General features: G+C 66.7%; 22 protein-coding genes. 6 read left to right on the top strand and 16 right to left on the bottom strand.

Annotated features, from left to right (window positions below):
• The first annotated feature begins 57 nt into the window (after nucleotides 1-57).
• Complete coding sequence (locus AC5ZH6_RS05810) at nucleotides 58-1,629, top strand: APC family permease (RefSeq protein ID WP_006371106.1); 1,572 nt, start codon at nucleotides 58-60, stop codon at nucleotides 1,627-1,629.
• 38 nt (nucleotides 1,630-1,667) lie between these two features.
• Nucleotides 1,668-2,984, top strand: a complete 1,317-nt coding sequence (locus AC5ZH6_RS05805; RefSeq protein ID WP_496168641.1) for an aspartate aminotransferase family protein — start codon at nucleotides 1,668-1,670, stop codon at nucleotides 2,982-2,984.
• A 164-nt stretch (nucleotides 2,985-3,148) separates the two neighbouring features.
• On the opposite strand, the gene AC5ZH6_RS05800 is transcribed toward AC5ZH6_RS05805, so the two are convergent.
• A complete protein-coding gene (locus tag AC5ZH6_RS05800) occupies nucleotides 3,149-3,541 on the bottom strand; it encodes a VOC family protein (RefSeq protein WP_094601968.1) in 393 nt (130 codons plus the stop codon).
• 43 nt (nucleotides 3,542-3,584) lie between these two features.
• Between AC5ZH6_RS05800 and AC5ZH6_RS05795 the strand changes: the two genes are divergently transcribed.
• On the top strand, nucleotides 3,585-3,974 hold the full coding sequence (locus AC5ZH6_RS05795) for a winged helix-turn-helix transcriptional regulator (protein WP_496168639.1): 390 nt from the start codon (nucleotides 3,585-3,587) through the stop codon (nucleotides 3,972-3,974).
• A gap of 419 nt (nucleotides 3,975-4,393) precedes the next feature.
• Here AC5ZH6_RS05795 and AC5ZH6_RS05790 read toward each other — a convergent pair whose 3' ends face one another.
• The 8 genes from AC5ZH6_RS05790 to AC5ZH6_RS05755 form a co-directional block, all read right to left on the bottom strand.
• Nucleotides 4,394-6,244, bottom strand: a complete 1,851-nt coding sequence (locus AC5ZH6_RS05790; protein WP_271355012.1) for an APC family permease — start codon at nucleotides 6,242-6,244, stop codon at nucleotides 4,394-4,396.
• A gap of 194 nt (nucleotides 6,245-6,438) precedes the next feature.
• Complete coding sequence (locus AC5ZH6_RS05785) at nucleotides 6,439-7,386, bottom strand: hypothetical protein (protein ID WP_271355011.1); 948 nt, start codon at nucleotides 7,384-7,386, stop codon at nucleotides 6,439-6,441.
• Between the two features lie 569 nt (nucleotides 7,387-7,955).
• On the bottom strand, nucleotides 7,956-9,086 hold the full coding sequence (locus AC5ZH6_RS05780) for a glycosyltransferase (RefSeq protein ID WP_496168637.1): 1,131 nt from the start codon (nucleotides 9,084-9,086) through the stop codon (nucleotides 7,956-7,958).
• A 1-nt stretch (nucleotide 9,087) separates the two neighbouring features.
• Nucleotides 9,088-10,299 carry a lipopolysaccharide biosynthesis protein gene (locus AC5ZH6_RS05775; RefSeq protein ID WP_496168636.1) on the bottom strand — a complete coding sequence of 404 codons (1,212 nt, stop codon included), beginning with the start codon at nucleotides 10,297-10,299 and terminating at the stop codon, nucleotides 9,088-9,090.
• Nucleotides 10,300-10,301: 2 nt separating this feature from the next.
• Nucleotides 10,302-11,456, bottom strand: a complete 1,155-nt coding sequence (locus tag AC5ZH6_RS05770) for a glycosyltransferase (RefSeq protein WP_496168634.1) — start codon at nucleotides 11,454-11,456, stop codon at nucleotides 10,302-10,304.
• Nucleotides 11,457-11,467: 11 nt separating this feature from the next.
• On the bottom strand, nucleotides 11,468-12,097 hold the full coding sequence (locus AC5ZH6_RS05765) for an acyltransferase (protein WP_006372633.1): 630 nt from the start codon (nucleotides 12,095-12,097) through the stop codon (nucleotides 11,468-11,470).
• On the bottom strand, nucleotides 12,094-13,290 hold the full coding sequence (locus AC5ZH6_RS05760) for a glycosyltransferase (protein WP_496168632.1): 1,197 nt from the start codon (nucleotides 13,288-13,290) through the stop codon (nucleotides 12,094-12,096). The genes AC5ZH6_RS05765 and AC5ZH6_RS05760 overlap by 4 nt, the downstream gene beginning before the upstream one ends.
• Before the next feature lie 292 nt (nucleotides 13,291-13,582).
• On the bottom strand, nucleotides 13,583-14,644 hold the full coding sequence (locus AC5ZH6_RS05755) for a beta-galactosidase (RefSeq protein WP_094601962.1): 1,062 nt from the start codon (nucleotides 14,642-14,644) through the stop codon (nucleotides 13,583-13,585).
• Between the two features lie 213 nt (nucleotides 14,645-14,857).
• On the opposite strand from AC5ZH6_RS05755, the gene AC5ZH6_RS05750 reads away from it, so the two are divergent.
• Both AC5ZH6_RS05750 and AC5ZH6_RS05745 read left to right on the top strand, forming a co-directional pair.
• Nucleotides 14,858-15,853 (top strand): GDP-mannose 4,6-dehydratase, encoded by a 996-nt coding sequence (locus AC5ZH6_RS05750; protein WP_094601961.1) that lies wholly within the window; start codon nucleotides 14,858-14,860, stop codon nucleotides 15,851-15,853.
• Nucleotides 15,853-16,863, top strand: a complete 1,011-nt coding sequence (locus AC5ZH6_RS05745; RefSeq protein ID WP_211542411.1) for a GDP-mannose 4,6-dehydratase — start codon at nucleotides 15,853-15,855, stop codon at nucleotides 16,861-16,863. Before AC5ZH6_RS05750 ends, AC5ZH6_RS05745 begins: the two co-directional genes overlap by 1 nt.
• Here AC5ZH6_RS05745 and AC5ZH6_RS05740 read toward each other — a convergent pair.
• The 7 genes from AC5ZH6_RS05740 to AC5ZH6_RS05710 are packed head-to-tail and all read right to left on the bottom strand — an operon-like array spanning nucleotide 16,830 to nucleotide 24,988.
• Nucleotides 16,830-17,720: a sialate O-acetylesterase gene (locus AC5ZH6_RS05740; protein WP_094601959.1), complete on the bottom strand. Its 891-nt coding sequence runs from the start codon at nucleotides 17,718-17,720 to the stop codon at nucleotides 16,830-16,832. The genes AC5ZH6_RS05745 and AC5ZH6_RS05740 overlap by 34 nt on opposite strands.
• A 4-nt stretch (nucleotides 17,721-17,724) precedes the next feature.
• Nucleotides 17,725-18,966, bottom strand: coding sequence for a lipase family protein (locus AC5ZH6_RS05735; protein WP_165776326.1), 1,242 nt, complete (start codon nucleotides 18,964-18,966; stop codon nucleotides 17,725-17,727).
• Complete coding sequence (locus tag AC5ZH6_RS05730; protein WP_094601957.1) at nucleotides 18,963-20,246, bottom strand: acyltransferase family protein; 1,284 nt, start codon at nucleotides 20,244-20,246, stop codon at nucleotides 18,963-18,965. Before AC5ZH6_RS05730 ends, AC5ZH6_RS05735 begins: the two co-directional genes overlap by 4 nt.
• Nucleotides 20,243-21,532 (bottom strand): lipase family protein, encoded by a 1,290-nt coding sequence (locus AC5ZH6_RS05725; protein WP_211542415.1) that lies wholly within the window; start codon nucleotides 21,530-21,532, stop codon nucleotides 20,243-20,245. Before AC5ZH6_RS05725 ends, AC5ZH6_RS05730 begins: the two co-directional genes overlap by 4 nt.
• Nucleotides 21,529-22,221, bottom strand: a complete 693-nt coding sequence (locus AC5ZH6_RS05720) for a YveK family protein (protein ID WP_211542417.1) — start codon at nucleotides 22,219-22,221, stop codon at nucleotides 21,529-21,531. The genes AC5ZH6_RS05725 and AC5ZH6_RS05720 overlap by 4 nt, the downstream gene beginning before the upstream one ends.
• Nucleotides 22,218-23,468, bottom strand: a complete 1,251-nt coding sequence (locus tag AC5ZH6_RS05715) for a lipase family protein (protein ID WP_211542419.1) — start codon at nucleotides 23,466-23,468, stop codon at nucleotides 22,218-22,220. Before AC5ZH6_RS05715 ends, AC5ZH6_RS05720 begins: the two co-directional genes overlap by 4 nt.
• Before the next feature lie 53 nt (nucleotides 23,469-23,521).
• Nucleotides 23,522-24,988, bottom strand: a complete 1,467-nt coding sequence (locus AC5ZH6_RS05710) for a tyrosine-protein kinase domain-containing protein (RefSeq protein ID WP_211542421.1) — start codon at nucleotides 24,986-24,988, stop codon at nucleotides 23,522-23,524.
• 258 nt (nucleotides 24,989-25,246) lie between these two features.
• On the opposite strand from AC5ZH6_RS05710, the gene AC5ZH6_RS05705 reads away from it, so the two are divergent.
• Nucleotides 25,247-26,683, top strand: a complete 1,437-nt coding sequence (locus AC5ZH6_RS05705; protein ID WP_244421217.1) for an O-antigen ligase family protein — start codon at nucleotides 25,247-25,249, stop codon at nucleotides 26,681-26,683.
• Nucleotides 26,684-26,689: the final 6 nt, after the last annotated feature.

Raw genomic sequence — 26,689 nt, 5'->3', positions numbered from 1 at the left:
ATTCGACTCCCAGCCCTCGCCCTGCCACCAGGCAGGCCAGTTGCGAAAGATCCTCCGATGAGCGACACCGTCGATTCCCCACCCACCTCCACGGCACCCGCCGACGCGAGCACCGTCCAGCGACTCAAACCCAACGCCGTCGGGCTCGTCGGCGTGCTGTTCATGGCGGTCGCGACCGCCGCACCGATCACCGCGATGGTCGGCAACGTGCCGATCTCGGTCGGATTCGGCAACGGGGCCTACGCCCCGGCCGGATACATGGTCGCCACCATCGTGTTGACCCTGTTCGCGGTCGGCTATGCGGCCATGTCACGTCACATCACCGCCACCGGCGCGTTCTACGGCTACATCTCGCACGGGCTCGGACGGATTGTCGGGTTGGGGGCGGGATTCCTGACGGCGTTGGCGTACATGGTGTTCGAGGCATCGCTGGTGGGCATCTTCTCGTTCTTCGGGGAGGATCTGCTCAACACGTTCTTCGGTGTGCACATCCCGTGGATCATCCTGGCGTTGGCGATGCTCGCCGTGAACGCCATCCTCAGCTACTTCGACATCAACCTGGCCGCCAAGGTGCTCGGCATCCTGCTGATCACCGAGATCGCCATGCTGACGCTTCTCGCAGTGTCGGTCCTCGCCACCGGCGGCGGACCCCAAGGCTGGTCGTGGGGATCACTCAACCCGCTCAACGGCTTTCACAGCCTGAGCGGTACGGTCACCGGCGCCAGTGGATCACCGATCGCCGTGGCCGGATCGGCCGGCGTCGGACTGTTCTTCGCCTTCTGGTCGTGGGTGGGCTTCGAGTCGAGCGCGATGTACGGCGAGGAGTCCAAGGACCCGAAGAAGATCATCCCGATCGCGGTGCTCAGTTCGGTGATCGGCATCGGCGTGTTCTACGTGCTGGTGTCGTGGTTGGCGATCGTCGGCACCGGACCCGACAACGCCGTTGCCCTGGCTCAGGATTCGAACACGGCCGGCGAGATCTTCTTCCTACCGGTGCGTGAGCACCTCGGAGTGTGGGCCGTCGACATGTTCCACATCCTTCTGATGACCGGATCGTTCGCGTGCGGCTTGGCTTTTCACAACTGCGCGGCCCGCTACATCTACGCGATCGGCCGTGAGGACGTCATCCCCGGCATGCGCAAGACGCTGGGCGCGGCGCACTCGGTGCACGGCTCACCCCACATCGCCGGATTCATCCAGACCGGAGTCGCGACCGTGATCGTGGTGTTCTTCGCCGTCACCGGCCGCGACCCCTACACCGGGCTGTACGGGTTGATGGCGTTGCTCGGGACGACTGCCATCATGATCGTCCAGGCACTCGCAGCGTTCGCGGTCATCTCGTATTTCCATGTGCAGAAACAGCATCCGGAGACCGCGAACTGGTTCCGAACACTGGTGGCCCCACTACTGGGCGGACTCGGCATGCTGTACGTGATCTATCTTCTCGCCAAGAACGCCTCGTTCGCCGCCGGTACCGCGTCGACCGACTGGGTGTTCCATGCGATCCCCTACGTCGTCGGCGTCGTGGGGATCGGCGGGATAGCGCTGGCGGTGATCCTACGGGTCCGCTCTCCGCGCCGATACTCCCAACTCGGGCGGGTCGTCCTGCAAGAGGCCCACGAACGCTGAAACACCATCCACTCCAACACCCGAAAGGCACGGCGATCGTGGGCTACTCGAACATCATGGATTCCAACAGCTTTGACGGAACCCAACCCGTCGATCCCACGATCGCCGAGCTCATCACCGACCGCGAGCGAGTCCTCGGACCCGCCTATCGACTGTTCTACGACGATCCGGTGCATCTCGTCCGTGGTCAGGGGACCCGGCTGTTCGATGCCGACGGCCGCGAGTATCTCGACGCCTACAACAACGTTGCCTGCGTGGGGCACGCCAACCCTCGGGTCACCGACGCCGTCGCCAGACAGATCGGCACCCTGAACACCCACACGCGGTACCTGCATTCGGGGATCGTCGACTATTCGATCAGGCTGCTGGAGACGTTGCCCGGCGAGATCGATCAGATCATGTTCTGTTGCACCGGTTCTGAAGCCAACGACCTCGCCCTGCGGGTGGCGGCGCAGTACACAGGGGCACGTGGGGTGATCATCACCGCCAACGCCTACCACGGCAACACCGCTGCGGTGACCGAGATCTCGCCGTCGCTGAGCTCGACAATCGGCGTCGGCGAGCATGTCCGGACCGTGCCCATCCCCGACACCCACCTGCTCTCACCCGTGGATGCGGCGCAGTACTTTGCCGCGAACGTCGCCGCGGCTGCTGCGGATCTACAGCGCGCCGGCTTCGGGGTGAGCGCGCTGATCGTCGACACGCTGTTCTCTTCCGACGGGATCTTCGTCGACCCCCGTCTACTCGGACCCGCCGTGGCAGCGGTCCGTGCCGCCGGCGGTGTGTTCATCGCCGACGAGGTGCAGCCCGGATTCGGACGGACCGGCGCAGGAATGTGGGGCTTCGACCGGCACGCGGTGGTCCCCGACCTCGTCACCATGGGCAAACCCATGGGCAACGGCATTCCGGTCGCGGCGATGGCCGCATCGTCGACGGTGCTCGCACCCTTCGCGACGGCGGTCCCCTACTTCAACACCTTTGGTGGGAGCCCGGTTGCGGCGGCGGCCGCCACCGCTGTGCTCGACATCATCGAGGAGGACAAGCTCATCGAGAACGCAGCCACCGTCGGCGGCGAACTCCTCGGTGGCATCCTCGACGTCACCCGCGACGATGGCAGGGTGGGTGACGTGCGCGGCAGCGGCCTGTACATCGGCGTCGAGATCGTCACCGACGAGCACACCCGCAGCCCGGACCGCGTATTCGCCCGACGTCTCGTGAACGACCTTCGGCGCGAAGGCATCCTGATCTCCGTGTGCGGCGCGGACTCGAACGTGCTGAAAATCCGCCCACCACTGGTGTTCTCGTCCGCCGATGTCGACTGGTTGTGTGCGGGACTGGGGAAGGTGTTGGGGTGAGTGGCGCTCTCATCTCACCGGGTCTCGAGGCCCTCGCCCTAGCGGGCTCGCGCACCTCGACCATCGGGGGGAAGGGCCACCATCCGATGGTCGAGGTGCGAGCCCGCCAGGGCGAGCCTCGAGACCGCTTGCGCTGGCGCTGGTTTCGGTGGATCACGGTTGTCCTACTGACAGACGCGCTCGTTGCACCTGACCTTGTCCAAGATCTCCGCGTCCCACTGCACGTACTCGATCACGGCTCCGTCGGGGTGACGAACATAAGCGAACGTGCCCGTCGCGCTCCGGGACGGCCCGCCCACCACTTGCGAGCCCAAGCTTCGCAGTCGATCCATCGTCTCGGTCAGGTCATCAACAACCAGCGGACCGACCGTACCGCGGAAGCGATCGGTCACCTCGGGCGGACCGCCGATCAGCAGGAGATCTCCCACGGCGGCGAGCGACGCTCCCTCGAACTCAAAGCGTAGGTCGGCCGTTTGCCCGACGAGCGTCTCGTACAACGGAAGCGCCGAGTCCAGATCGTCAACGAAGCATCGTGCATAGGTTTTCAGAATCGACATACTCTGAGGTTAAGAACACGGCCACCCACCGGGAAGTACGCACTTGAAAGTAACCACAGGTACAGACGTCGAGAGCAACCCCGAGGTGCTCGCCGCCCAGACGATTGCCCGCGAGGTGTTCGCCGCCGTCTCCAGCAAATGGGGCCTGCGAACCCTCGAATACCTCGACGGTCCGCCCAAGCGCTTCGCCGATGTATGCCTATCGGTCGGTCCGGTCAGCCACAAGGTGATGACTCAGACTCTGCGGACGCTCGAGCACTCCGGTCTGGTCGCGCGGCGAGATCATGGGCATGCCAGTCCGCACGTCGACTACTCGCTCACCCCCGCCGGCGCCGAGCTGCTCGTCCTTCTGCACAACATGTGCGCCTGGTCCAGGGCACATCTCGATGAATTGATCGAGGGCGGCGCGACCCACGCATCACGTGACGTCTGACGTTGATGCCGCACGAAGCACGCTGGATTCGCCAGAGATGACGTAGTTCCGATTCCCATCGTCTCACCGGGTCTCGAGGCCCTCGCCCTGGCGGGCTCGGGCACCTCGACCACCGGGGGGGAAGACACGGCCCACGGCAAGGGGGAAGGGCGGCACCACGATCGGGGGAAGGCGGCCCCGTGATTGGGGGGGGAAGATCCGGCCAGCGGCAGGCCGTCATCTTCCGATGGTCGAGGTGCGAGCCGCGTGCGGCGAGCCTCGAGACCGCCTGTGCCGATGCTGGTTTCGTCAGTCCCGCTGTGGATGCGATGCCTCTCATCTCACCAGGTCTCGAGGCCCTCGCCCTAGCGCGCTCGGGCACCTCGACCATCGGGGGAAGGGCCCAGCCATCCGGGGGTTCGCCTGCGCCGATGCTGGTTTCAGGCCACCGGCCGCGCACACACCCGCGTGACAAGCGCTGCGGTGTCGCGCCGCAATACCTCTTCGAGATCATCGGCGCGTCCGGCGGATAGCAGACGTGAGCGGGCGGTGGCGTCGGGGTCGGGGATGACGACGAGCACGTCGTCGGTGGCGGTGAGGCCCTCGACGTAGTCCGTGATGGCATCGACGATCGAATCCTCGTCGACGGCGTACAGGGTTTCCAGCGGCACCATCGGATGCCGCTCTCGCCAACACGTCGCGAAACCATCATCGGGGGACACCGCGACCTCGACGTGCACCACCCGGACCTCCCGCCCGAAGGATCGGGCCCGGCGCAGCGCGTCGTCGACCGCGGTGCACGGCTGTGATACCGGCACCACGGCGATCCCCTGTCCGGCAAAGGAGCGGTGGGTGAGCGTCTTTCGTACGAGATCGGCGTGATGGTCGGCGGCGGCCGCGGCGACCCGACGCTTACGGTATGCACGCGAGACCGCCGACATCGACGCAACCAGCACGACGAGCACCACGATGACCCACAACGACCCCTCGTCGGCCTTCATCACGGTCACCACCACGGTGGCCAGGCCGGTCGCTGTGGCGCCGATCGCGTTGAGCGCCAAACGCCATCGCCACCCGCGAGTGCGCGCTGTCCACCAGTGCCGCACCAAACCCAGTTGGGCCAGCGTGAATCCGATGAACACACAGATCGCGAACAACGGCACCAGCAGATTGACGTTGCCCTCGGTCACCGCGATCAGGATGCCGGCGGCAACAGCGAGTACGAGCACGCCCTCGCGGTAGACACCGTGGGTGGCGCGGGTGAGCCGATGCGGCAGGTAATCGTCGGCGGCGACCACCTTCATCAGCTGCGGCAGTCCACCGAAACTGGTGTTGGCGGCCAACGCGAGCAGGATGACCGTCGCCGCCTGAATGACGTAATACAGTGCACCACGCCCGAATACGCCCTCGGTGATCTGCGAGAGCACGGTCACCCCGTCGCGCGGTTCGATGTGCAGGACCTCCACCAGCGCGGCCACCCCGAGCATCATGACGCCCAGCAGCACACCGAGCGCCACCTCGGCGTGCTGGGCACGGCGAACCCGGTTCTGCCGGAACTGCGGGGTGGCGTTGGCGATGGCCTCGACACCGGTCAATGCGGCGCATCCGTTGGCGAATGCCTTGAGCACCAACAGGAGTCCCACGGTGGTGAGGGTGCCGGTGGTGTGTTCGACCGAGGAGTGGGTCGGGTGCCCGCCGGTGATCAGTCCGACGACGATGAGCGAGAGGATCGACACGATGAAGATCACCGTTGGCGCCATGAACACCATTGCGCTGCTGACGATGCCGCGGAGGTTCACCGCGGTGATGAGCACCAGAACACCCAGACCGATCCACACCGTGTACGGCCGTGCCGCGGGGATCGCCGACGTCAGCGCAGCGGTCCCGGCCGCCACCGACACCGCGACGTTGAGCACGTAGTCGATGACCAGGGACGCCGCCGCCACCAGCGCCGGGCGCCGTCCGAGATAGCGCTTCGACGACGCATACGCCCCTCCCCCGTCGGGGAAGACCGCGATCAGCTGCCGATACGACGCGATCAGGATGGCGAGCAGGGCGACGATGGCCGCGCTGACCGGCAGCGTCAGCCCGAGGGCGTGGCTACCCGCGGCGGCCAGGACCACCACGATCGCCTCAGGGCCGTAGGCCACCGACGCCATCGCATCCAACGACAGTGCGGCGAGTCCGGTGGTCGCGGTCAGACGACGTTTCTCGGCGGGGTCGGGCGGCTCCGGGGTCTGTGGTGTCGATCCGGAATCCGTCGGGGCGGTACGGGTGGCGATGTTCAGCACTGTGCCGTTCTACGTCCGCCAAGCGGGCGATACCGCGTTCCATACGATCTTTTGACGCTGCGCCGGTGATCGTTCACGGCAGCATGACGCTCAGCCCACCCGATACCGTGTGAAGCCTTGCCGGGCCAGAGTGAAGCCGTAGCCATGCGGGTTCTCACAGACGAGACCGGCCGAGCGCGAGTAGCAGACGAACGTCAGGTCGGGGCGGGGCTGCCAGGTGACGGCGTGCCGTAGTTCAACGTCGCTCCGACCTGGCGGTAGGTGCCCTGCACCAGCGACGCGCACACCGGCTTGTCGAAATCCGCCCAGCCGAACATCGTCGCGTTCGTCTCGTCCTGTCGGTCGTACAAACCGCAGGTGTCATCGAGGGGTACCGGCACGCTGAACTTGGTTTCGCACAGCAGACTCGTCGACGTGCCGGAGCAGATGACGTTTCCCGAGGGCAGGGCAAAGCCGAACGTCGAACCCGGACCGCCGTCGGCGAACTGGGAGGCGGGCAGCATTCGGTAGCTGCCTCGATCGATCAGTGGACCGGCCGCGCCGGTTGTCGTGGTGGTTGGTGTCTGTGGGCTCAGTTCCAGCCAGAGCCTGCCGTCGGCGATGGCATCGAGATCCGGAGTGGCCGTGACGGTTCCGTCCGAGACGGTGAACGTGACGTTCTTCCACGCGGGTTGCTCGACACCGCTGGATCGGGTGTCGACCGACGCGACGATGCGATCAGGCGTCGCGGACGAAATCCGAATCTCGCGGAACTCGTACGGGCGGATCGCCGACAGTTTGCCGTCGACGAAGATCGCGAGTGCCTCGAACAGACTCGAGCCGGTACCTGCGGGGCGGTCCCGGTCACCGTTCTGGCCGGCGAGGATGGCGTAACCCAATCCCTTTTGGCAGGCGTCGAAGTTGGTGGCCTTCGGATGAGTGTCGAGATGAGCCCACGTGTCCGGAGACGGTCCGCCGGTGGGCACCACGCCGCCGGCCAGCCAGCTCGGTGTGGGCGCACACGACGTGCTCGACGACGCGGTGGCGGTTGCCGTCGCAGTGTGGGTGATCGTTGATGGCGCGGCCTGTTGCGAGTTGTGGCAGCCCGCCGTCGCCACGAGCACACCGAGCATCACCGCCGATACACAGAGTCGCCGGAGCACGAGGCCTCCCTTTCGTCGACGCTTGTGGTCACAGTATCGTGCTTTCGCGGACGTATTCTCGATCTGCCTTCTCGCGCGTCGTTCGTCGATCTCTCCCCACGACAGAAGGGGTTGGAACCAGCTCTGACACAACAGGTCTCGAGGCTCGGCGCTAGCGCGCCTCACACCTCGACCACCGGGAGGAAGAGCCCGGCGGGTTGGACAATGTCGGACGATCGAATGACGTCGGTGGTGCGGCACCAGCAGTGGCGCAGGAGGTCTCGAGGCTCGGCGCTGGCGCGCCTCACACCTCGACCACCGGGAGGAAGAGCCCGGCGGGTTGGTCAATGTCAGACGACCGAATGACGTCGGTGGTGCGGAAACAGCAGCGGCGCAAGCGGTCTCGAGGCTCGGCGCTAGCGCGCCTCACACCTCGACCACCGGGAGGAAGAGCCCGGCGGGTTGGTCAATGTCAGACGACCGAATGACGTCGGTGGTGCGGAAACAGCAGCGGCGCAAGCGGTCTCGAGGCTCGGCGCTGGCGCGCCTCACACCTCGACCACCGATTATGGGGGCCGACGGTAGGGGTTTCAGTGACCGGGGGTCGGGGGGCGACGCAGGATGAGGGATTCGACGGCCTCGTGAGGGACGCGGTCGTGCCACCGGGCGGCGTTGGTGTCGTAGAGTCGCTCGCCTTCCTTGCGGGCCATCTCGGCGTCGAGGAGGTATTCGCGGCAGCGGGCTACGAATTCGGCGTCGTCGTCGTACGGGGTGAGACCGAAAACCGGACCCAGGGAGCCGATGGCGGCCGAGGTCCCGACGACGGGCAGACCGATGCTCGCGGAATCGAGGAGTTTCACGCGCACCCCACCGCCGGTGCGCACGGGAGCGATAAGTGCACGACAGGTGCTCAGGAAGGCAGTGATGTCGTCGACAAAGCCGAGGTCGCGGACGCCGTCGGGCAGGGTCGGTTGTTTGGCGCCGGCTTTCGGGGCGCCGATGACGCAGAGTTCAGCTCCGTCGATGCCCTTCGAGATCTCCGGCCACAGACGCAGTGCCTCGAGGAAGGCTTCCTGGTTCGGCGGCCATCCCCGAGTACCCATGAATGCCAGTCGCGGGGGCGCGATGTCACGATGGGCAGGAACCCCGGGCGGCAGGGTGAGATCGATCCATCGTGCGTTCGGAACACCGTTGTCGCGGTAGTACTGCGCTTCGTCGAGGTCGTAGCCACCGAGCGCGTCGGCCTTGCGGGCGACCCGTAACTCGTCGGCGGTGATGCGCGGCGCCTCGAGCCGACCGATGGTGCCGCGGGTCAGCTTCCACACCGACGACTCCGGATTGACGGTGCTGATGACGAACGGTGCCGAGACACTGTGGCGCGAACGCAGAAACGCTTCCGCCATGTACGAGTGCTCGGCGAAATAGATGTCGCTGCAGGTGTCGTCGAGAGCATCGACCAACTCGTCGACGTCGTAACGAACGTGGCACAGACTGCGTCGCGTCGTCACGCTCTGCCACGCCAACGACGGGCCCTTCACCGCCGGTTTGGGCACCCGGACGATACTGCCGTCGGCGCTCGGCCCAATCCCCTTGCCCGACAGACACACCGCACGCACATCGAAGTTCTCCCGCGCGATGTCCATCACGACCCGCGACAGCGCGATGTCGCCGCCGTGCTCGTGCTCGGGGTCCTTCGACAACAGAAAGGTCACCGACGTCATCTCATTCACCCTCTCTGACAGTCTGTTCCGGAACCACCACAGCCTGCTCGGCTTCCACCGCGGGAATCGGACGGCGCACTGCGGCGAGGTAGATGGCCAGCAGTAGCGCATCGGTCACCACCGACGCAATACATGCACCGATCGATCCCCAGTGCGCCAACGCGAACACGAGCAGCAGCTTGATCGGGGCGAGCACGCCGGCGGCAACGCTGCGGACGATGTCGCGTCGTTGCACGTACAACACCGTCATCAGGACGAAGTTGACCACCCGCATCGCGACGAACACCCCGATGATCACCAGCGACCACGCCAGCTGTGTCGAGAACGGTGTGGCCAACATGACCAGGCCTGCGGCGATCACCGATCCGGATGTCGCGACCGCCACGGCGGCAATGTGTTTCGTGGGTGGACCGGCGCTCAGCGCACCTCCGGCCGCGCGTAGCGGCTCGTGATAGGTGTTGCCCAACGCCATGCCGAGTTGGGCTGCAGCCCAACCGACGGTGCTGGCGATCGCGTAGTACCCGGCGATGTCGGAATCGGTGAGGGCACCGAGCAGCAGGATGTCGCCCTGCATGTACGCGGCGTTGGCCAGGTGCTCGGCGAACAGCACCGCGATCAGCCGCGGATGGCCGGGAATGCCGGGGCGGTTGCCCGGCACCAGCATCAGCCCACGCGCGGCGACCACCACGTACGGCAGGGCGTATAGCACGCTGGCGGCCGTCAGGTTCGGATGCGGTGCCACCAGAAGGTATCCGGCGCCGAGGACGATGCTGGAGAACTGGCGGATGGTGTCCATCCGCATCACCCGATCGGGGTGTCCGTCGCGCAGCGGGGCGCTCTTGACCGCGTTGAACACGATCTCGCCGCCACCGACGACCAGCGCGAACCATGCGAGATAGGAGAACGGCGAGCACGCCGCGCCGGCAATCATCAATCCGATGCCGAGCAGTGCCCGGGAGGCGCGTTCGGTGAGGAAACGTTCCTTGGACTCGCGGATCGCGCGGACGTTGAACGGATTGTCCAGTGGCGCAGCGATGATCGCGCCCAAAGCGAAACCCATCGCGTACTGTCCGTACGATCCGACACCGAGGTGGGCGACGACCACAATGGTCCACAGCAACCCGGAGGCACGGCCACCGTAGGCCCACCCGGCGGCGACCACCGCCTTGATCACGTTGCGGCGACCATCAACGGGAGCAGGGGCGTCGGTCACCGTCACCGCGACCCCGCAGGCTTCGGTGAACTCTCTGACGCCGATGACTTTTCGAGCACCGATGACCACACCGAGACATAGCCCCCGATCACGGTGTCGGGTTCACGCAGCTTGCGCATACCTTCCACGCTCGCGGCCATCACCGCCAAACGCTCGGTGTCGTCGATGATCTCGACGATCTTGCCGGCGAGCGCTGCGGGGGTCTGCTCAGCCGTGACGCCCTCGTCGATCGCCACGGCCCCACCCTCGGCCCCCAACTCTCGCAGCGCACCGTGACCGGTGGTGACGATCGGCGTCAGGTGACTGATGGCGTCGGCGACGACACCCGACGACGGATACGCGGTGCCGTACGGGCTGCGATCGCCGTACGGCACCACCAGCGCCCGGATGGACGCGAAGTAGCCGGCCATCTCCTCCTCGGCCAGCCCGCCGAGGATCTCGATGCCGTCACGGCGTGGCAGGTTTTCGGTCCCGCGGCCGGCGATCCGGATCGCGATGTCGTCGGGCAATTGGTCGCGCAGTCGTTCGACGTGCTCGAATCCCTTGCCCCGGTACACGAGTCCGAAAAGCCCGACGGCGCGCGGACGGCCGGGTGCGGCTGGCATCTCCGGCATGGCGCGCACCGTCAGGGGTGCGACGTGCACCGTGGCGTCCGGATACCGCTCCCGCAGCGATTGTGCACCGATCACGCTGGTGCCGAACAGAATCCGATCACCGAACACACCTCGCTCGACACGACGTGACACCGCCCGCATCGGGAAGTGCAGGCCATGGTTGAGCAGTCGCCGGCGCTGAAGGAATCGGGTGCGCGCAGGCCACCACACCAGTCCGGGCGGGTCGTGCACCGTCGCGGAGATCGCCAGCTTGTCCGACGCCACGAAACCAGCTGTGGGCCAGAAGGATTCCACCGACCCGCCGGAGAACTCGGCATGCAGCACGGTCGGCCGGTCGGACGCCGCGATCAACTCGGTCAGGTGTCGACGCCGACGACGCAGGTCGGCCACGGTGTCAGACCCCGGGCTCCCGTGTCGGACCTCGATCACCTCGGCAACGTGGCCACGTAACGTCTCGGCAAATCGCACCGAATAGGAGCCTACCCCACCGCATTCGGCGCGCGGGCCCACGTGGATCACCCGTAGATCCGCCAACTCTGCCATCACAGTCGGCGTCAGTAGAACAGCGGCCGGTACTTGGGCCGGTATCGGAGCGCGGTCTCGGGACGTTTGGAGATGACGCGAGCGGGCACCCCACCGACGATGTCGAGATCGGCGACATCCTTGCCGACCATGGCGCACGCCGCGACCACCGCACCGCGACCGATGCTCACACCGCTGACAATGGTTGCACGACTGGCGATCCACACGTAGTCACCGATGTAGACCGGCTCGATGACGGGCACGAACTCCGGGCTGGCCGGGTCGTGTTTGCCGGCGATGATCTGGGTGTCGCTGGCGATCACCACGTTGTCGCCGATGCAGATCCCCGACCGGGCGTCGAAGAGCACCCGGAATCCGATGGAGCAGGCCTCGCCGATCCGGATCTGATCGATGTCGAAGACCTGGCAGCCACGCAGGATCGAGGTGTCCTTGCCGATCTTGGCGCCGAACAGCCGCAGGAAGGCCTGCCGGATGGTGTGCGACGGGATGAAGGTGATGAGGTTGTTGTACAGCAGGATTCCGACGCGATTGCGCGCCTTGGCGATCGTGGAGATGTCGTTGAACGAGTATCTCGGCGTGAAATCGTCCCGTTCGGGGACGGTGACGCTCGCCGGGGCGGCCACGGTCTCGTTGTCGCTCACACCATCTCCTTTGCCGATGCTGCCGGTCCGAGGTCGGTCGGGCGGAGTTCTGTCGCTCCGGGCTCTGCAGATTTGGGGCCGGGAGTGCTCTCGTCGATCACCCGTCGGATCTCACTGATGAAGGCGCTCTCGTCGAACTTGTGCACGTGATGGCGGATGACGTCGGTATCCCAGTCCATCGCCACCACCCGGTCCACCGCGTCACGGATCTGCTCTGGTTCGGGCTCGTCGAAGAATTCACCGTTGATGCCCTCGACGACGGTGTCGAGGAAACCGCCCCATCGCAACACCACACACGGCTTGCCGTACATCCCGCCCTCGAGTGGGGTCAGCCCGTAATCCTCGTAACTCGCCGCGACGACCGCGGCGCAGTGCTGGTACAGCCACGCCATCTCGGCGTCGGTGAGGTCTTGCAGCATGGTCACATTGTCGGGGCAGATCGCTTGCAGTGCATCTTTTTCCGGACCTCGCCCAACGACGACGAGGCGACGCCCGCTGCCCCGGAAGGCCTCGATGACCTTGTCGACGTTCTTGTAGGACAGCAGCCGCGAGATACACAGGAAGAAGGGGGCGTCGGTCAGCGACGCGTCAGGCGATACCGCACCCTCGACCGGGGCGGGCGCGGTGACCGGCGCGGAGACCACGGTCGAGCTGAGTCCATAGGTGGTGCGGATGCGGTCACGGACCGCATTGGAGATCGCCAGGTAGCGATCGCAGCTGTAGGCGGCGCGACGGTCCCACCGTTTGAGTCCCGGTCCCATCGCCGACATGGCGAACCGTTTGAGTGTGCTCGGCGTCTCCCCGAGGTACACGTCGGTCTGATACAGCCAGCGCGCAGGCGAATAGCAATAGACGATCTTGGTTCCGGTCGTGGAGAAGCCGTGCGCCCACCCGCTGGTGCTGGTGAGCACGATGTCGGCGTCGATGACCATTCGTGATGCGGCAAACGGCAAGAGCGGCAACGCAGCCCGATGATTCTTGCGCAGGAATCCGATTCGGTTCACCGGCGAGGTCACGACGGTCTTGTCGGCGAACTCCGGATAGGTCTGATCGGGTTCGAAGAGCAGCGTGTGGATCACCGCGTCCGGGAAGGCCCGGCTCAGCGACAGCACCACCTTCTCCGCTCCCCCGCGCTGGGTCAGATAGTCGTGCGCTATGGCGATCCTTGGACGAGGAGCGTCATCAGTAACCACGGGTCCATCCATTCTCTGTGAGTACGCAGCAACACCGATCGCCGTGGCAGGCCAAGGCAGATGCACACGACCGCCACCTACGGGCGCATGCACAATTCGAACCACGGAATCGGTCAGTGCGTGCTGGGAATGCCACCGCATCCCTGGGACAGGGGAAACGCTAACATCGCTTCGGATGATCGGCATCTCGAATGCATTGTGACCGGCATCTCTCGCGCATTCTGTAACGCCACTTACACGCGGTACGAAAACCATTCTTTGTTTCACATTCGGATTCCGAAGAATCCGGCGATCACCCCGCGAGAACGGACGCGGCGTATTTCGGCGTCCAATCGTTGGTGAACAGCGCCCCGAAGTTCTGCTCGCGGTCGGTGGTGCTGGTCCCCGAGTCGCGGATCGTGTAGATCAGCGTCGGACCGGCGAACCCGCAGTTGGCGGCGTACCAGAGCATGTCGGTGATCTGCTTGGCCTGCTCGACCTGACTCACCCCGTCGGGCGAATCGGCGGCGGTGGGTGCACCGATCTCGGTGAACCAGATCTTCTTGGCGCCGTCACCCCGCGCGATCATCAGGTTGCGCAGGCCGACGGTGTCGCTGATGACATTCTCCGGGTTGGTCGTGATTCCGCCGGGAAAGACGTACGGATGCATTGCGGCCGCGTCGAAGTAGCCTTGCACGCCGTTGTTGTACATCGCGGTGTAGTACGAGAGCGGAGAATACGGACCAACCGAACGCGCCAGACCGGCACTGATGACCGTCGCGCCGGGTTGGGCCGCCTTGACCGCCGTGTAGGCGGACTTGAGCAGCGAGGTGTAGCGGGCGGCGTCGACGCTACCGCCGAAGAACAGCGGCAGATTCACCTCGTTCCAGATCTGATAGTTCGACACGTTGGCCTTGTACCGTGCGATCAGGGCACGCAGGAAGGTCGAGAGGTCACCGTTGTCGGTGGGCGGAGCGGTGAAGAAGCTGCCCGCCGGACGTGACCAGGCCGGCGACGACACCACCGTGGCCAGCACTTTCAGTCCGTGCGCGCGGGCGGAGTTGATCAGTCGGTCGGGCGTCGACCAGTTGTAGGTGCCCTGGGTCGGCTCGATGGTGTTCCAATCGATGACCACTCGCAGCCAACTCGCCTTGGTCTTGGTGACGCCGTCGAGTTCGCGGTTCAGGTCGGCCTGCGACAACCACAACATGTCGCTACCGCCGGCGAACCCGTACCCGTCCGGCGGAATGGACACCTCCGCGCTCGCGCGGCCCGGCTCGGCGCCGACCATTCCCGCACCGAGGACGGCGATCACGACGAGAACGATTGAGAAAAACCGCAAACGGCGCACCGCGCGAGACATGACATGTTTCATGCACGCATCGTAACCAGAGCTTCTGACACATTCTTCATCAGAGATGAAATACATGTGAATTGCGTGACAATCGCCCGAATGCTGTCCAATTCCGGTAACTCGGCGCGCCAATTCTCGCGCCGCATGCGAACATCTCTTTGTCGGACCCGAGGCACGGGCTCGCCGACGATGCTGCGTCCACGGCATCCACACACATCAGAAATCGGGGTTGGCATGAAAACCGCGCTCATCACCGGGATCACCGGTCAGGACGGCCTCTATCTGTCCGAATTGCTGCATTCCAAGGGCTATCGGGTCGTGGGACTGGTTCGGGGGCAGAACAATCCGAAGGCCGACGCCCTGGCCGCGTCCCATCCCTTCGTGGAGATCGTCTCCGGGAATCTGCTCGACCTGTCGAGCCTGATGCGGGCGATGGCCTTCGCCGATCCCGACGAGGTCTACAACCTCGGTGCGGTCTCGTTTGTCGCGTACTCGTGGCAGAACGCCCGCCTGACCAGCGACGTGACCGGTACGGGCGTACTCAATGTGCTCGAAGCCGTGCGCCTGCACCAGGACACCACCGGCAAGCAGATCCGTTTCTACCAGGCCTCCAGCTCGGAAATGTTCGGCAAGGTGCAGGAAGTTCCGCAACGCGAATCGACGCTGCTGTGGCCGCGCTCGCCATACGGGGTGGCCAAGGTCTTCGGTCACTACATGACCATCAACTACCGCGAGTCCTACGGCATGCATGCCAGTTCGGGTGTTCTGTTCAATCACGAGTCTCCGCGTCGCGGACCGGAATTCGTGACACGCAAGGTCAGCCGTGCGGTCGCACGCATCCACCTCGGCCTCCAGGAGTCGCTGGCGCTGGGCAACCTCGACGCCAAACGCGATTGGGGTTTCGCCGGCGACTACGTGCGAGCGATGTGGCTGATGCTGCAGCAACCCGAGGCCGACGACTATGTGATCTCCACCGGCGAGACCCACTCCATCCGCGAACTCCTCGACGTGGCCTTCGACGAGGTGGGCATCAACGACTGGGAGCGCTATGTGCACATCGATCCGCGCTTCTTCCGTCCGGCCGAGGTGGACCTGCTGATCGGTGACTCCAGCAAGGCGCGTGCGCAACTCGGCTGGAAGCCGGAGGTCGACTTCGACGCTCTCGTCCGGATGATGGTGCGTTCGGACGTCGCGGCCGAATCCGGCTCCGTGACACGCGAAGTGGCGTGATGCCCCACCGCGCGCTGATCACCGGCGCGAGTGGCCAGGACGGCCGGCTGCTCCTCGCGGCACTCACCGAACACGGATGGACGACCACCGGAGTGGTCGGTCCGAGCCGTCATCGGGAACTCGACATCGCCCCGCTCGGAGACGCCGAGTGCGTGGCGGTCGATCTCGGCGACGTCGACGCATGCGCGTCGGTGGTCGAGATGGTGCGGCCCGACGTCATCTTCCATCTCGCCGCGGTGTCGTCGGTCGGTCAGAGCTGGCAGGACCCGGTGCACACCGGTCAGGTCAACGCCCAGGCGACGGCCGCATTGCTCACCGCCGCCCGGGATCTGGTGCGTGACGGCCATCCGGTGCACGTGGTCAACGCCTCCAGCGGAGAGATCTTCGCCGGCACACACAGTGCGCCGCAGAACGAGTCGACCCCGATCTGCCCGACGTCACCGTACGGGGTGTCGAAGGCCTATGGTCATCTGCTTGCTGCGGCGTTCCGCGCGCAAGGGGTGAGCGTGTCGAACGCGATTCTCTATCCGCACGAGTCGCCGCTACGGGCTCCGCACTTCGTCACCCGCAAGATCACCCGGGCGGTCGCCGAGATCGCGGCCGGAACGAGATCCGAACTCGCGCTGGGCAATCTCGCCGCCCGACGGGACTGGGGTTGGGCGCCGGACTATGTCGAGGCGATGATCTCGATGGCCACCGCGCGGGCCGACGACGATTTCGTGGTCGCCACCGGTGTCTCACACAGCGTCGCCGACTTCGCCGGGGCGGCGTTCGCGGCCGCGGGCATCGCCGACTGGCATCATCACGTCCGCACCGACAAGTCGTTGTTCCGGCCCGCCGACAGCATCGACCTGGTGGGCGACAGCACCCGCCTGCGGACCACTCTGGGCTGGCGCCCCACCAAGACCTTCAGCGAGGTGGTGGCGACGATGGTCGAGCATGACATGGCGTCGGTCGAGCATGCCGACGCCGCGGCTCAGCCTGCCGGGTCGGGCCGGACCGTGGCGTAAGCACGGAACATCCGCTCCCCCAGGACCTGAGCTCCGGTCGCGTTGTAGTGGATGGCCTCACCGGGGTTGTGCATCCCCTCGGGGCCCTCGACGAAGACACACATCGTATGGCGCGACGGTGTATCTCGGTGTACGGCATCGATTCCGGGATAGCGCTCGTGGCCGGTCGTGATCTCCTCGGGCACCATCTGCCCGAGGAGGAACGGCACGGTGCCGAAGCGGTCACGCAGCCGCCGGATAAGTGTGTCGAGCCGGTCCCGATAGGCCTCCGGAGCCGTCAGCGGTACGTCGCTCTCGCCTTGATGCCACAGCACCGCAACGAGTTCGGACTCGGGACCGGCGGCCCGGAGCGCGCCGGCGATCTGGGCGACGGCCCGGTCGAAGAGGTTGACGCGCACCGATCTCTGGTCGGGGTCCCAGCTGAAACCGTTCTTCGGATGGAAACTGGTGTCGCCGCGGGCCGCGGGGACGAGCAACACGGCGCCGTCGGTGTCCTCGGCGAGCAGCCGACCGAAGGTGGTCCCGAATCCGACGCCTGCGCCGGGGGTTCCGTGCAACAGCGGATCCTCGGCGAGCAGGATCTGTCCACGGCGGCGTCCGCACCCGGGCCATTGATGCACCCGAGGATCGGTGACCGGTGCTGCCGAGGGATCGAGGAGCCGGCCCGCGCCATGGGCATTGGACTGGCCGAGGACGGCAACGACCTGATAGGGCGGTGTCGGGGTGACCGGTGTGCCCGAGGCCAGTGCCCGTTTGACGGTGTCCTTCGCGCGGGTACGCCACTGTGCGGCCTTCGCGGCGTCGCCGTGAAGCCGCAGGTCCGCGGCCGTCGGGGTCTGGTCGGTCTGATCGGTCATGTGGTCATCCTCCTGCGCAGGTGTCGGGAGCGGTTGCGCCCGTGAATCTCTGGCCGATCCATCCGAGGACTGCATCCCCGTCGAGGTCGCCGTGTCCCTTGTCCGGCTGGAAGTCGGCGTCGACGACGGTGCCGGCCGCACACAGTTCACCGATGTAGGCGCGGGTCCAGGCCGGATCGATGAAGGTGTCCTTGCCGCCGTAGGCGATGAGCAGCGGCACCGGTGTGTGGGTGACGGGCGCGCGGGATCGGATCAGCCGGGCGGTCAGCCGGTTCTGTGCGTCGATGGTGCGTGGCCCGATGTCGGTGGGGCGCAGTTGTGTGGCCACGGCCTCGCGTCGGGCTCCGGCCGACGGTGCGCACTGCGACAACGCATCCCAGCCGCCCACGGCGGCACCGGTGCGGTAGTCGTCGAGGGCGACGGTGTGATCGGCACGTGCCCACGATTCGATCACCCATTGCAGCATCAGTCGCTGATCGGGGGTGGCGGTGCCGGCGCGTGCCTTCGCGGCCACCCCGACGACGTCGGCGGCCGGGGCGAGCGCAGCGGCACCGAGCATCTCGAGTCCCGCACCGTAGGTGGGGAATTCGGTGGCGGCGGCGACCACGGCCCCGCCGCCCTGGGATCCGCCGTAGGCGACGAACAGCGGCGAGGTGTCGGCGAGTACCGCACGCGCGGCGCGCACACTGTCGATGACGTTGAATCCGGCGGTGGGGGCGTCGAGATACGGGTGTATCCCGGGTGCGCCGAGCCCCTGATAGTCGGGCAGCGTCACCACATAACCTTGTCGGGCGAGGTTGCCGGCGAGCGCCCCGAGACCGTACATGCCCTTGGCGACCGACGGCGCACACGGCGTGTTGATCCCGGTGGTGCCGTGGGCGAAGGCGATCACCGGCCGGCCACCGCGCGGTGGGTCACCGGTACCTGCCACGACGACGGCGCTGACCACCGTGGGTGTGTTCGTGGTGGCGTCGGTGGACCGATAGGTCACGCGAAAGGCCTTGACCCCGGCGAGTTTCGTCGAGACCGGCAGCCCGTTGAACGTCTCCGCCGTCACCACCGATCCCGGGCCCTGACCGGGCCGGAATCCCACCGACTCCTTGCCGACGACGAGGATCGAGGCGAGTCGCACCGAGATCACCACCACCAGCACGAGGAGCACGATCACCGCGACTGCGAGCAGACCGAACAACACCCGGTGTCGACGGATGACTCCCGTCCGGTGACCACGGATGACTCCCGTCATCGCACCTTGAACCGGCGCGCATAGGTCATGGCCGGCTTCTCCACGAAATGGAAGGTCACGCCGGCCAGCGCGAAGCTCACCGCACTGCATGCCACGATGTTGACCGCCAACCCGGCCCAGGAATCCCCCTGCAGCACACCCAGTCTGATCAGCACGATGATCACCGGGAAATGCCACAGATAGATACTCAGCGAGATCCGCCCCAGATATTCCAGGGGCCGCCAGTCCAGGGCACGGGCGAAGACGCTGTCTCCGCCCGCTGCCATCGGCAACACGATGATCAAGATGAGCAGACCGGAGGCGAGTGCGGTGAAGGTGGACTGGAAGTTGGAGCCGGCGGCGATGAGTACCAGCATGATCAGCAGGCTCGGCACGATGGCGACGATCGCCGCGATCCGGATCGGACGCACTCGGCGGGCGTCGATCATCCCGACGCCGACAGCCACGAACACCACCGTCGCCAGCATTCCGAAGGCGAAGTTGTCGCTGGAGGCCAGGAAGCTGCGCAGTACGACGGCCGCCCAGTTGGGTCCCCAGTTGGCCTCGATGGTGGTGGTGATGCCCGCGCGGTCGGTGAGCCAGGCGGCCAGGATCTTCCCGGCGATCCCGAGCACGATGAGGATCGCCGGTGGTGCGAGGACGAGCGCGGCGAGGTTGGTGCCGAATCGTCGCCGCAGGAACCACATTGCCGCGCCGAACACCGGAAGGCAGGCGTAGAAGACGAGTTCGAGGGTCAACGACCAGGACGGGCTGATGCCGGTCTGCAGATAGTGCGGGAAGTAGGACTGCAGCAGGGTCAGGTTGGTGGCGAGCAGTCCGGGGTCGGTGATCATGCCGGTGCCCGCGTCCGTGCCGGTGTGGCTCGACGCCCACTCGTTGTGCAGGAACGAGGCCTGCAGCGCGAAGTTCACGATGAGGAAGATGACGAGATAGCCCGGGAACACCCGCAGCAGCCGATGGATGACGTAGGCGCGGGTGTCGGGCTGGGTCTGCTTGTGCTGCAGCAGTGCTCGCACATACGGCAGATACAGCAGGAAACCCGACAGCGCGAAGAAGAAGATCAGTGCCTGCCCGAGCATCGCCAGACCGCCCTTGGCCATCGTGTCCGGGGAACACTGATTGGCCACGTGCACGATGAGGACCGCCCAGCACGCCACACCGCGCGGTCCGTCGAGTCCGCGGATGCGGCCGGCCTTGTAGGTCGGAGGACTCACGGGGTCCGCGGACGGCGCGGCGGGCGTGACGGGTGGCTGCCGTCGGTCGGCGAGTTCTTCGGTCATCGTTGCTCACTCCCGGGGGCGGTGCCGCATGTGGAGAAGGCCGGCTCGTCGTCGAACCTGTTGAGAATCCAGCCGACAACACTGTCGCCGGCGACGCCGCCGTGGTCGGCGTCCGGTTGGAATTGCGATTGCAGCGTGGCGCCGTTGGCGCATGCCGACCCGATCGCGGCGGCGGTCCAACGCGAGTCGATCAACTGGTCGCGCCCGCCATAGAGCACCAGCATCGGTGCGGCCGGGCGCTGGTCGGGCACCGCGCGACGGGCCAGCAATGCGGTGAGGGCGGCGGCGTCGGCCGGTGAGTCCGGCGTCAGATCGTCGGGACTCAACGATCGCAGGATGCTCGCCCGCGCCTGTGCGTGCACCGGAAGGCACTGGGCGAGTTCATCCCAATGGCTCTTGGCCGCACCACGCACATACTTGCCGAGGTCGAATCCGGGGTTCTCCTGTTGCACGGCGAGGATCAACCAGGTGTAAAGGCCGTACTGGTCGAGGGTCAGTTGCCGTCGGGTGGCCAGATCGACCAGACCGGAGAACTGCGCGGCCGGCGACAGGCTCGCCGTCCCCCGTAGATCGAGTCCCGTTCCGTAGGTGCCGGCCAGCGTGTTGGCCGCCCACACCGCTTGTCCGCCTTGGGAACCGCCGAGCGCCGCCCACCGGGTGGAGACGCCGGGCACCAGCGCCCGGGCGGCCCGGACACCGTCGATGACGTTCATCCCCTCGGTGCGCGCGTCGAGGTAGGGGTGGGTGGGATCGCTGCTGCCGGGGTAGCCGAGGCCCTGATACTCCGGCACGACCACCACATAGCCCTGCTCGAGCCATGCCGCGGCGGTGGCGGCGAGATCGCCGAGAGTGGGGTCGAGGGTCACGCCGCATTCGCCGAGAAGTCCGGTGGTGCCGTGGGCGAGGACGACGGTGTCCCACCCATCGGCGGGACGCGCCGAGGACGGGACGAACACCGCACCCCACACCGTCGTCGGGGCTCCGGTGCGACCGTCGGTGGACGCGTACCGGATTCGCAGCGCGGTGCTCGCCTGTGCGGTCACGCGGCGGTCGAGGTACGGCATGGTCTGCGCGGCGCGCAGCGCGCCCGGTCCGGTCCCACTGGTGTTGACGTCGTAGGCCACACCGGGGTCGCCGGAGTCGGTGGGAGCGGGGTCGGGGTTCGACGAGCATCCGGTGGCGACGACGGCGACGATCACCAGGATCGCCAGCCACCATCCCGCGAGACGGCGCGATGGTGCGGCGCCGACCGCTGCTTGGCCGGCCGGCTCGCGAATGTCTGTCATCGGTCGGCCCCCATCGCCGGTTCACGCACGCGGACAACTGCTTCCCGCGGTGCCTCGATGACGTCGCGGGAGATCCCGACGCCCAGGACGCACACGCTCGAGAGCACCACACCGAGGACGAGCGCGGTCAGCAGCGTCGTCGAGATCCCGGGTGACACCGACGTCGCGGACGAGCCGGCGTCGATCACCTCGGCGTCGTATTGCGGCATGCCGTCGGTGCGGCTCCATTCGAGCTCGGTGACCAACCCGGCAAGGTTCGTGCCGACCCCGCGGGCCAACGTCTGCGCGGCGTCGGCGGTCGGGCCCTTCGCGACGACGGTGAGCACGGCTCCGTCGCCGTAGGGCAGCACCGTGATCCGGCTGCGCAGCGTGGCGATGTCGGCGCCACCGAGGGCGCCGGTGGCGTCGGCGAGCCGGGTCCGACCGAGGACCTGATCGGAGACGGCGAGGTCGCTGTAGCTCGAGATACGCAGTCGCCCCGCCAGATCGGAGGCCTGTGCCGCCGACACCGTCGCCGGTCCGGTCGCGGTGACCAGCAGCCGTGCCTGCGACTCGTAGGAGTGCGGCAGGAAGATGAAGGCCACGAGTCCGGCCACCACCGCCCCGAGGGTCGCGGCGGCGATCACCGGCAGACCGCGGACCCACAGTGCGACGTAGTCGGCGGGTGTGCGGTCGCTGGGGGATCTCATGGCAGGTCACCACAATTCGCCGGTGGGGTGGGTCCGCCGTTGACGAGGCTGCGCATCCAGGCGACCGACTGGCTGGAATCGAGTGTGGCGTGGGTTTCACCGATACGTTTGATGGCCTGTATGTGACCGCCCTGCCGACAGGACTGCGCGATCACGCGGGCGGTCCACGGCCAGTCGATCAGCGGGTCGTCGGAGCCGTACATGATGAAAAACGGTTTGCCACCGAAGTTCCCGGTACCCAGCGGGAGACCGGTGCGATCGAGCCAGTCGTAGAGGCGCTGCCCGGCGGCAGCGGTCCTGGGTCGCAGATCTTGTGGCCCCAGCGACGCCGTGGCACGCAACTGACCCGCGAAATTGCCTGCGGGGATGCAGTTCAGCACCTCTTCCCACACCGACTTCGCATAGGACGACCGGTAGTCGTCGGCGTTGAACTGATCGGGCAGCACCCGCGACAACGCGTCGATGAGATAGGCGAGCAGCGGGTACTGATCCCGGGTGAGGGTCCCCGCCTCGGCCTTGGTGACCAGATCCCGCATGTTCGACACCGGAACCAACCCGACCGTACCCAACAGGTCCAGACCACCGCCGTAGGAGTCGGCGAGATCGCCTGCGGCCCAGGCGGCCATCCCACCGAGTGACACCCCGTAGGAGATCCACTTGTCCGACAGCGACGGGTAGGTGGCGCGGGCGGCGCGAACCGCGTCGATCATGTTGTACCCATAGGTGCGCGCATCGAGGAACGGGTTGTCGGCGTTGTCCATACCGAGGCCCTGATAATCGGTCATGGCGACGGCGAAACCGTTGTACAACAACGCCGCGATGATCACGTCGTTGCCCAACAGATTGGTGTAGAGCGAGGGACCGCACTTGTGGCGGACGCCGGAGTTGCCGTGGCCCAGTGCGACGGTCACCCATCCACCGGCAGGGGGTCGGCCGCCGGGAACCGCGACGACCCCGGACACGACGGTCGGTTGGCCGGTGATCCCGGAGGTGGATCGGTATTCGACACGATGCACGACCGCACCCAGTTCGGTGATCGGCGCGATGTCCTCGGAACCCGCCATCCCCACGGTCAGCACCGAACCCGGCGCCGATCCGCCGGCGGCACGATCGACGCTCGGCGCAGGCTCCGGCGTCACGAGTGGTGACCCGGAGACGTCGGGGGCCAGGGCGATCGCCCCGGGTTGGTCGTCATGGGCGGCGCACGCCGACGCACCGAGAATCATGGTGGCCGCCAGGACGATCACCGTCCTCCATCGCCGACGCGGCCCACCCGGGGTGCTGTGAAGCCGGTGCTGGTTCACCGCGACTCACGCAGTGCGGGCTCGGGCCGTGTCGACCCGGTGGCCGTGGGTCCGGTGGCCGTGGGTTCGGGAGTCGGCTCCGGGGAGTCCGCGGACGGTTGGCCGGCGCCGGTCCCCGCCGGGGTGCCGGCGTCCGCCGACGATGCACGGCGAGCCGGTGCACCGAAGGTCAGTACCGTGCCGATCACCGTGCCGACGGTGGCGACGGACTCCACCGCGGCACGCAGCGCCGAGCGCGTGGTGCGGCCGCGACGGGCGACGACGACGACGCCGTCGGCCAGCCCTGCGATGGCGCGTGCGTCCGGGCCGATCACCCCGGCGTCGACGACCACCACGTCGAAGTGCTGACGTGCCTGTGCGAGAACCGTTTCCAGCCGGTGCGAACCCAGGAGTTCCCCTGGCGACGGGGGCACGGGACCGGCCGGCAGGAAGGCCGGCGTGGTGGTGGTGCGGACCTGCCCGAGCAGGTCGGACTCTCCGGTCAGGATGGTCGACAGGCCGGCGTTCGCCCCGGCGGCGAGGTGCGCCGTGAGGGACGGGTCGCGCAGATCGCCGTCGATGAGCACCACCGATTGACCCGACCCGCCGATCTCGGCGGCGAGATTGGCCGCGACACTCGACGTGCCGACGTCGGGGCCGGAGCCGACGACCGCGAGAACGCGTGGTGCCGCGCCGTCGGGAGTGCGTTTTGCGCCGATGAACCTGACGTTGGTGCGCAGGTCGCGGTAGGCGTCGCCCTGGGGATCGTGCGCGAGGTCGGTGATGAGTGGGGCCTCGGCGCGGGCCGGTTCATCGGCGATCACCGCGAGGACCGGAAGGTCTGCGGTATCGGCAAGTGCGAGTGGGTCGTTGACGCGTCGGCGGGCCCGCAGGCCGAGCAGGAGCGCGACGACGAGACCGAGGAGTAGACCCACCACGGCGCCGAGGGCGGTCAGCAACCACCACGCCGGCCCGGCGGGCGCACCGGGCAGCGATGCCTCGTCGTAGACGATGGCGGTGGCCGCGGGTTCACCACCGCGCCGGGAGGTCTCGAGTTCCTGGACGACGGCGACCGTCTCCCGGGTGACCGCCGCGGCCTCCGACTGGGCGCGGGCGGCGGAGGCGGCACTCACCGAGATGTCGAGGATGACGGTCTTGTCGATCGGGGTGGCCGTCGTCGACGCCTTCAGGTCGGCGGCACTCACCTGGCCGTTGAGGGCACGTGAGGCACGTTCGGCGACCTGGTCGCTGGTGGCGACCTGGGCATAGGAATTGACCCGAGCCTCGGCGAAAAGGTTGTTCTGGTACGACTCCCCAACCGATGTGCCGCCCTCCGCGGAGACGAACAGCTTTGCCGTCGACACATATTTGACAGGCTGGATGAACATTCCGTAAACAAATCCGGCAGTGGCGAGAATCACCATTCCGGCAATCAGCACCCACCAGAACTTCACGAGAATGTGAACGTATTCCCGAACAGCCACCGGGCAAGCTCCTTTCAGTCGGCCGGACCCACCTCTAAGCCTCAGCCGCAGTGACCTTTTCGGGTCCAACCGGCGAATTCAGACATTCGCCGACCCGGATGGCACTTTCGCAGACCATAGTCCACAACCGCCGACAACGCACTCGGAGAGTTGAACGCCCAAGAAAACACCCTCACCAATACGTCGGGCGCCATTGGTCCGGCATTCTTCGGCATGTGATCGCGGCTCGATCATGTAAGGATGCTCACCGTGGGAACAGTGCGCGCAGCGACAATCGTGGGCGCGGTGTCGGCGATCACTTTTGCCGCCGTCATCGCCGGGCCGACGCCGACCCAACTGGTGATGCTGCTTGCCATCGTCATCGTGGGTACCTACATCGGACTGGCGCATCCCACCTGGTTGTTGTGGGCGCTGGCCGCCGTGCTCGCCTGCCTGCCCGCCGGATATGTGCCCGGCGTGCATCTGCCGCTCATCTTCGCGATGACCTCGGCGGTGTTGCTCGCCACCGTCATTCATCCCCCAGCCGGGTCGTCCACTACCTGGTCGTCCACTACCTGGTGGTCCACTGCCGGGTCCCCCACTGCACGGTCTCGCATCGAGCTGCAGCCGTTGGACCGGTTGCTGATCCTGTTCGCGTTGATCGCGATTCCGTCGGTGGTGTTGACGATGACCGGACTCGCCGACATCGTCGAATACGCGAAATGGGCGACGGCGGTGTTGTTGATCGTCGCCCTGCGTCGCCTTCCCGGATCGCAGCTGGCCACCTTCGGGCGGGTGTTCGTCGGCGCCACAGCGGTGTCCGGCCTGATCGGCCTCATCATGCTGACCGTCGACACCGGCGGCAAGACCTTCAGCCTGCTCTCGCCGTTCGGGTACACCCCGGCATCGGCGGGACGATTCGTCTACACCGGCGCCACCGCGATCCCGCGTCTGTCGGGGACGTTCATCGACCCGAACGCCGCGGGCATCGGTCTGCTCGCGGCACTGATGATCTGCCCACTGGTGTTCCGCGGACGCACCCGCTGGCTGCTGGGCCTGTTCCTGCTGGCGTGCATCGCCGGCACCCTCAGCCGTGCGGCGTTGTTCTCGGTGGTCCTCGGCGTCATCCTGATGCTGGTGTTCCACACCATGTCCGGACGCGCTCGCGGATACATCGCCGGATCGATGGTCGCGGGAATGGTGGTCCTCGCCGCGGTCCCGGCGTCGCGACACCGGATCTTCTCGTCGTTCGGTTCCGGCGACACCGGCTCGTCGGCGCGCGGTGACGCGTTACGCGACTATCCGGCGAACATGGCCGGCCACTGGCTTCTCGGGCATGGCTGGGGCATACCGGAGTTCAAGGATCCCTCGCTGGCGTTCACCATCAACTACGTCGCCAACGCACCATTGCTTGCGATTTATCGTGGTGGTCTGTTCGTCGGGATCGCGTTCACCGTGGTCATGCTGTACTGCTGCTGGCTGGCGTATCGATGCCTGCGACACGCCCGCTGGGAGCCGGCTTTCTTCGGCGGGTGTTTCATCGGGTTCTTCGTCCTGGGCATGCAACTGGACTTCAGTACCGTCACCATCCCCGTGTCGGTGACCGATCTGTCGGTGATGATCGCGTTTCTCGCGTTCGCCCAGCGGTTTTCGACGTCCGACGAGTCCGTCTCGGCCCGCGCGACGGCCCGGGCGACATCGGTCGGCGCCGGTTAGGGCCGG

The organism is Gordonia sp. YC-XJ4, assembly GCF_059511865.1.
The sequence above is the reverse complement of the archived record's forward strand: the minus strand, read 5'-3'. Positions and strand labels throughout refer to the sequence as shown.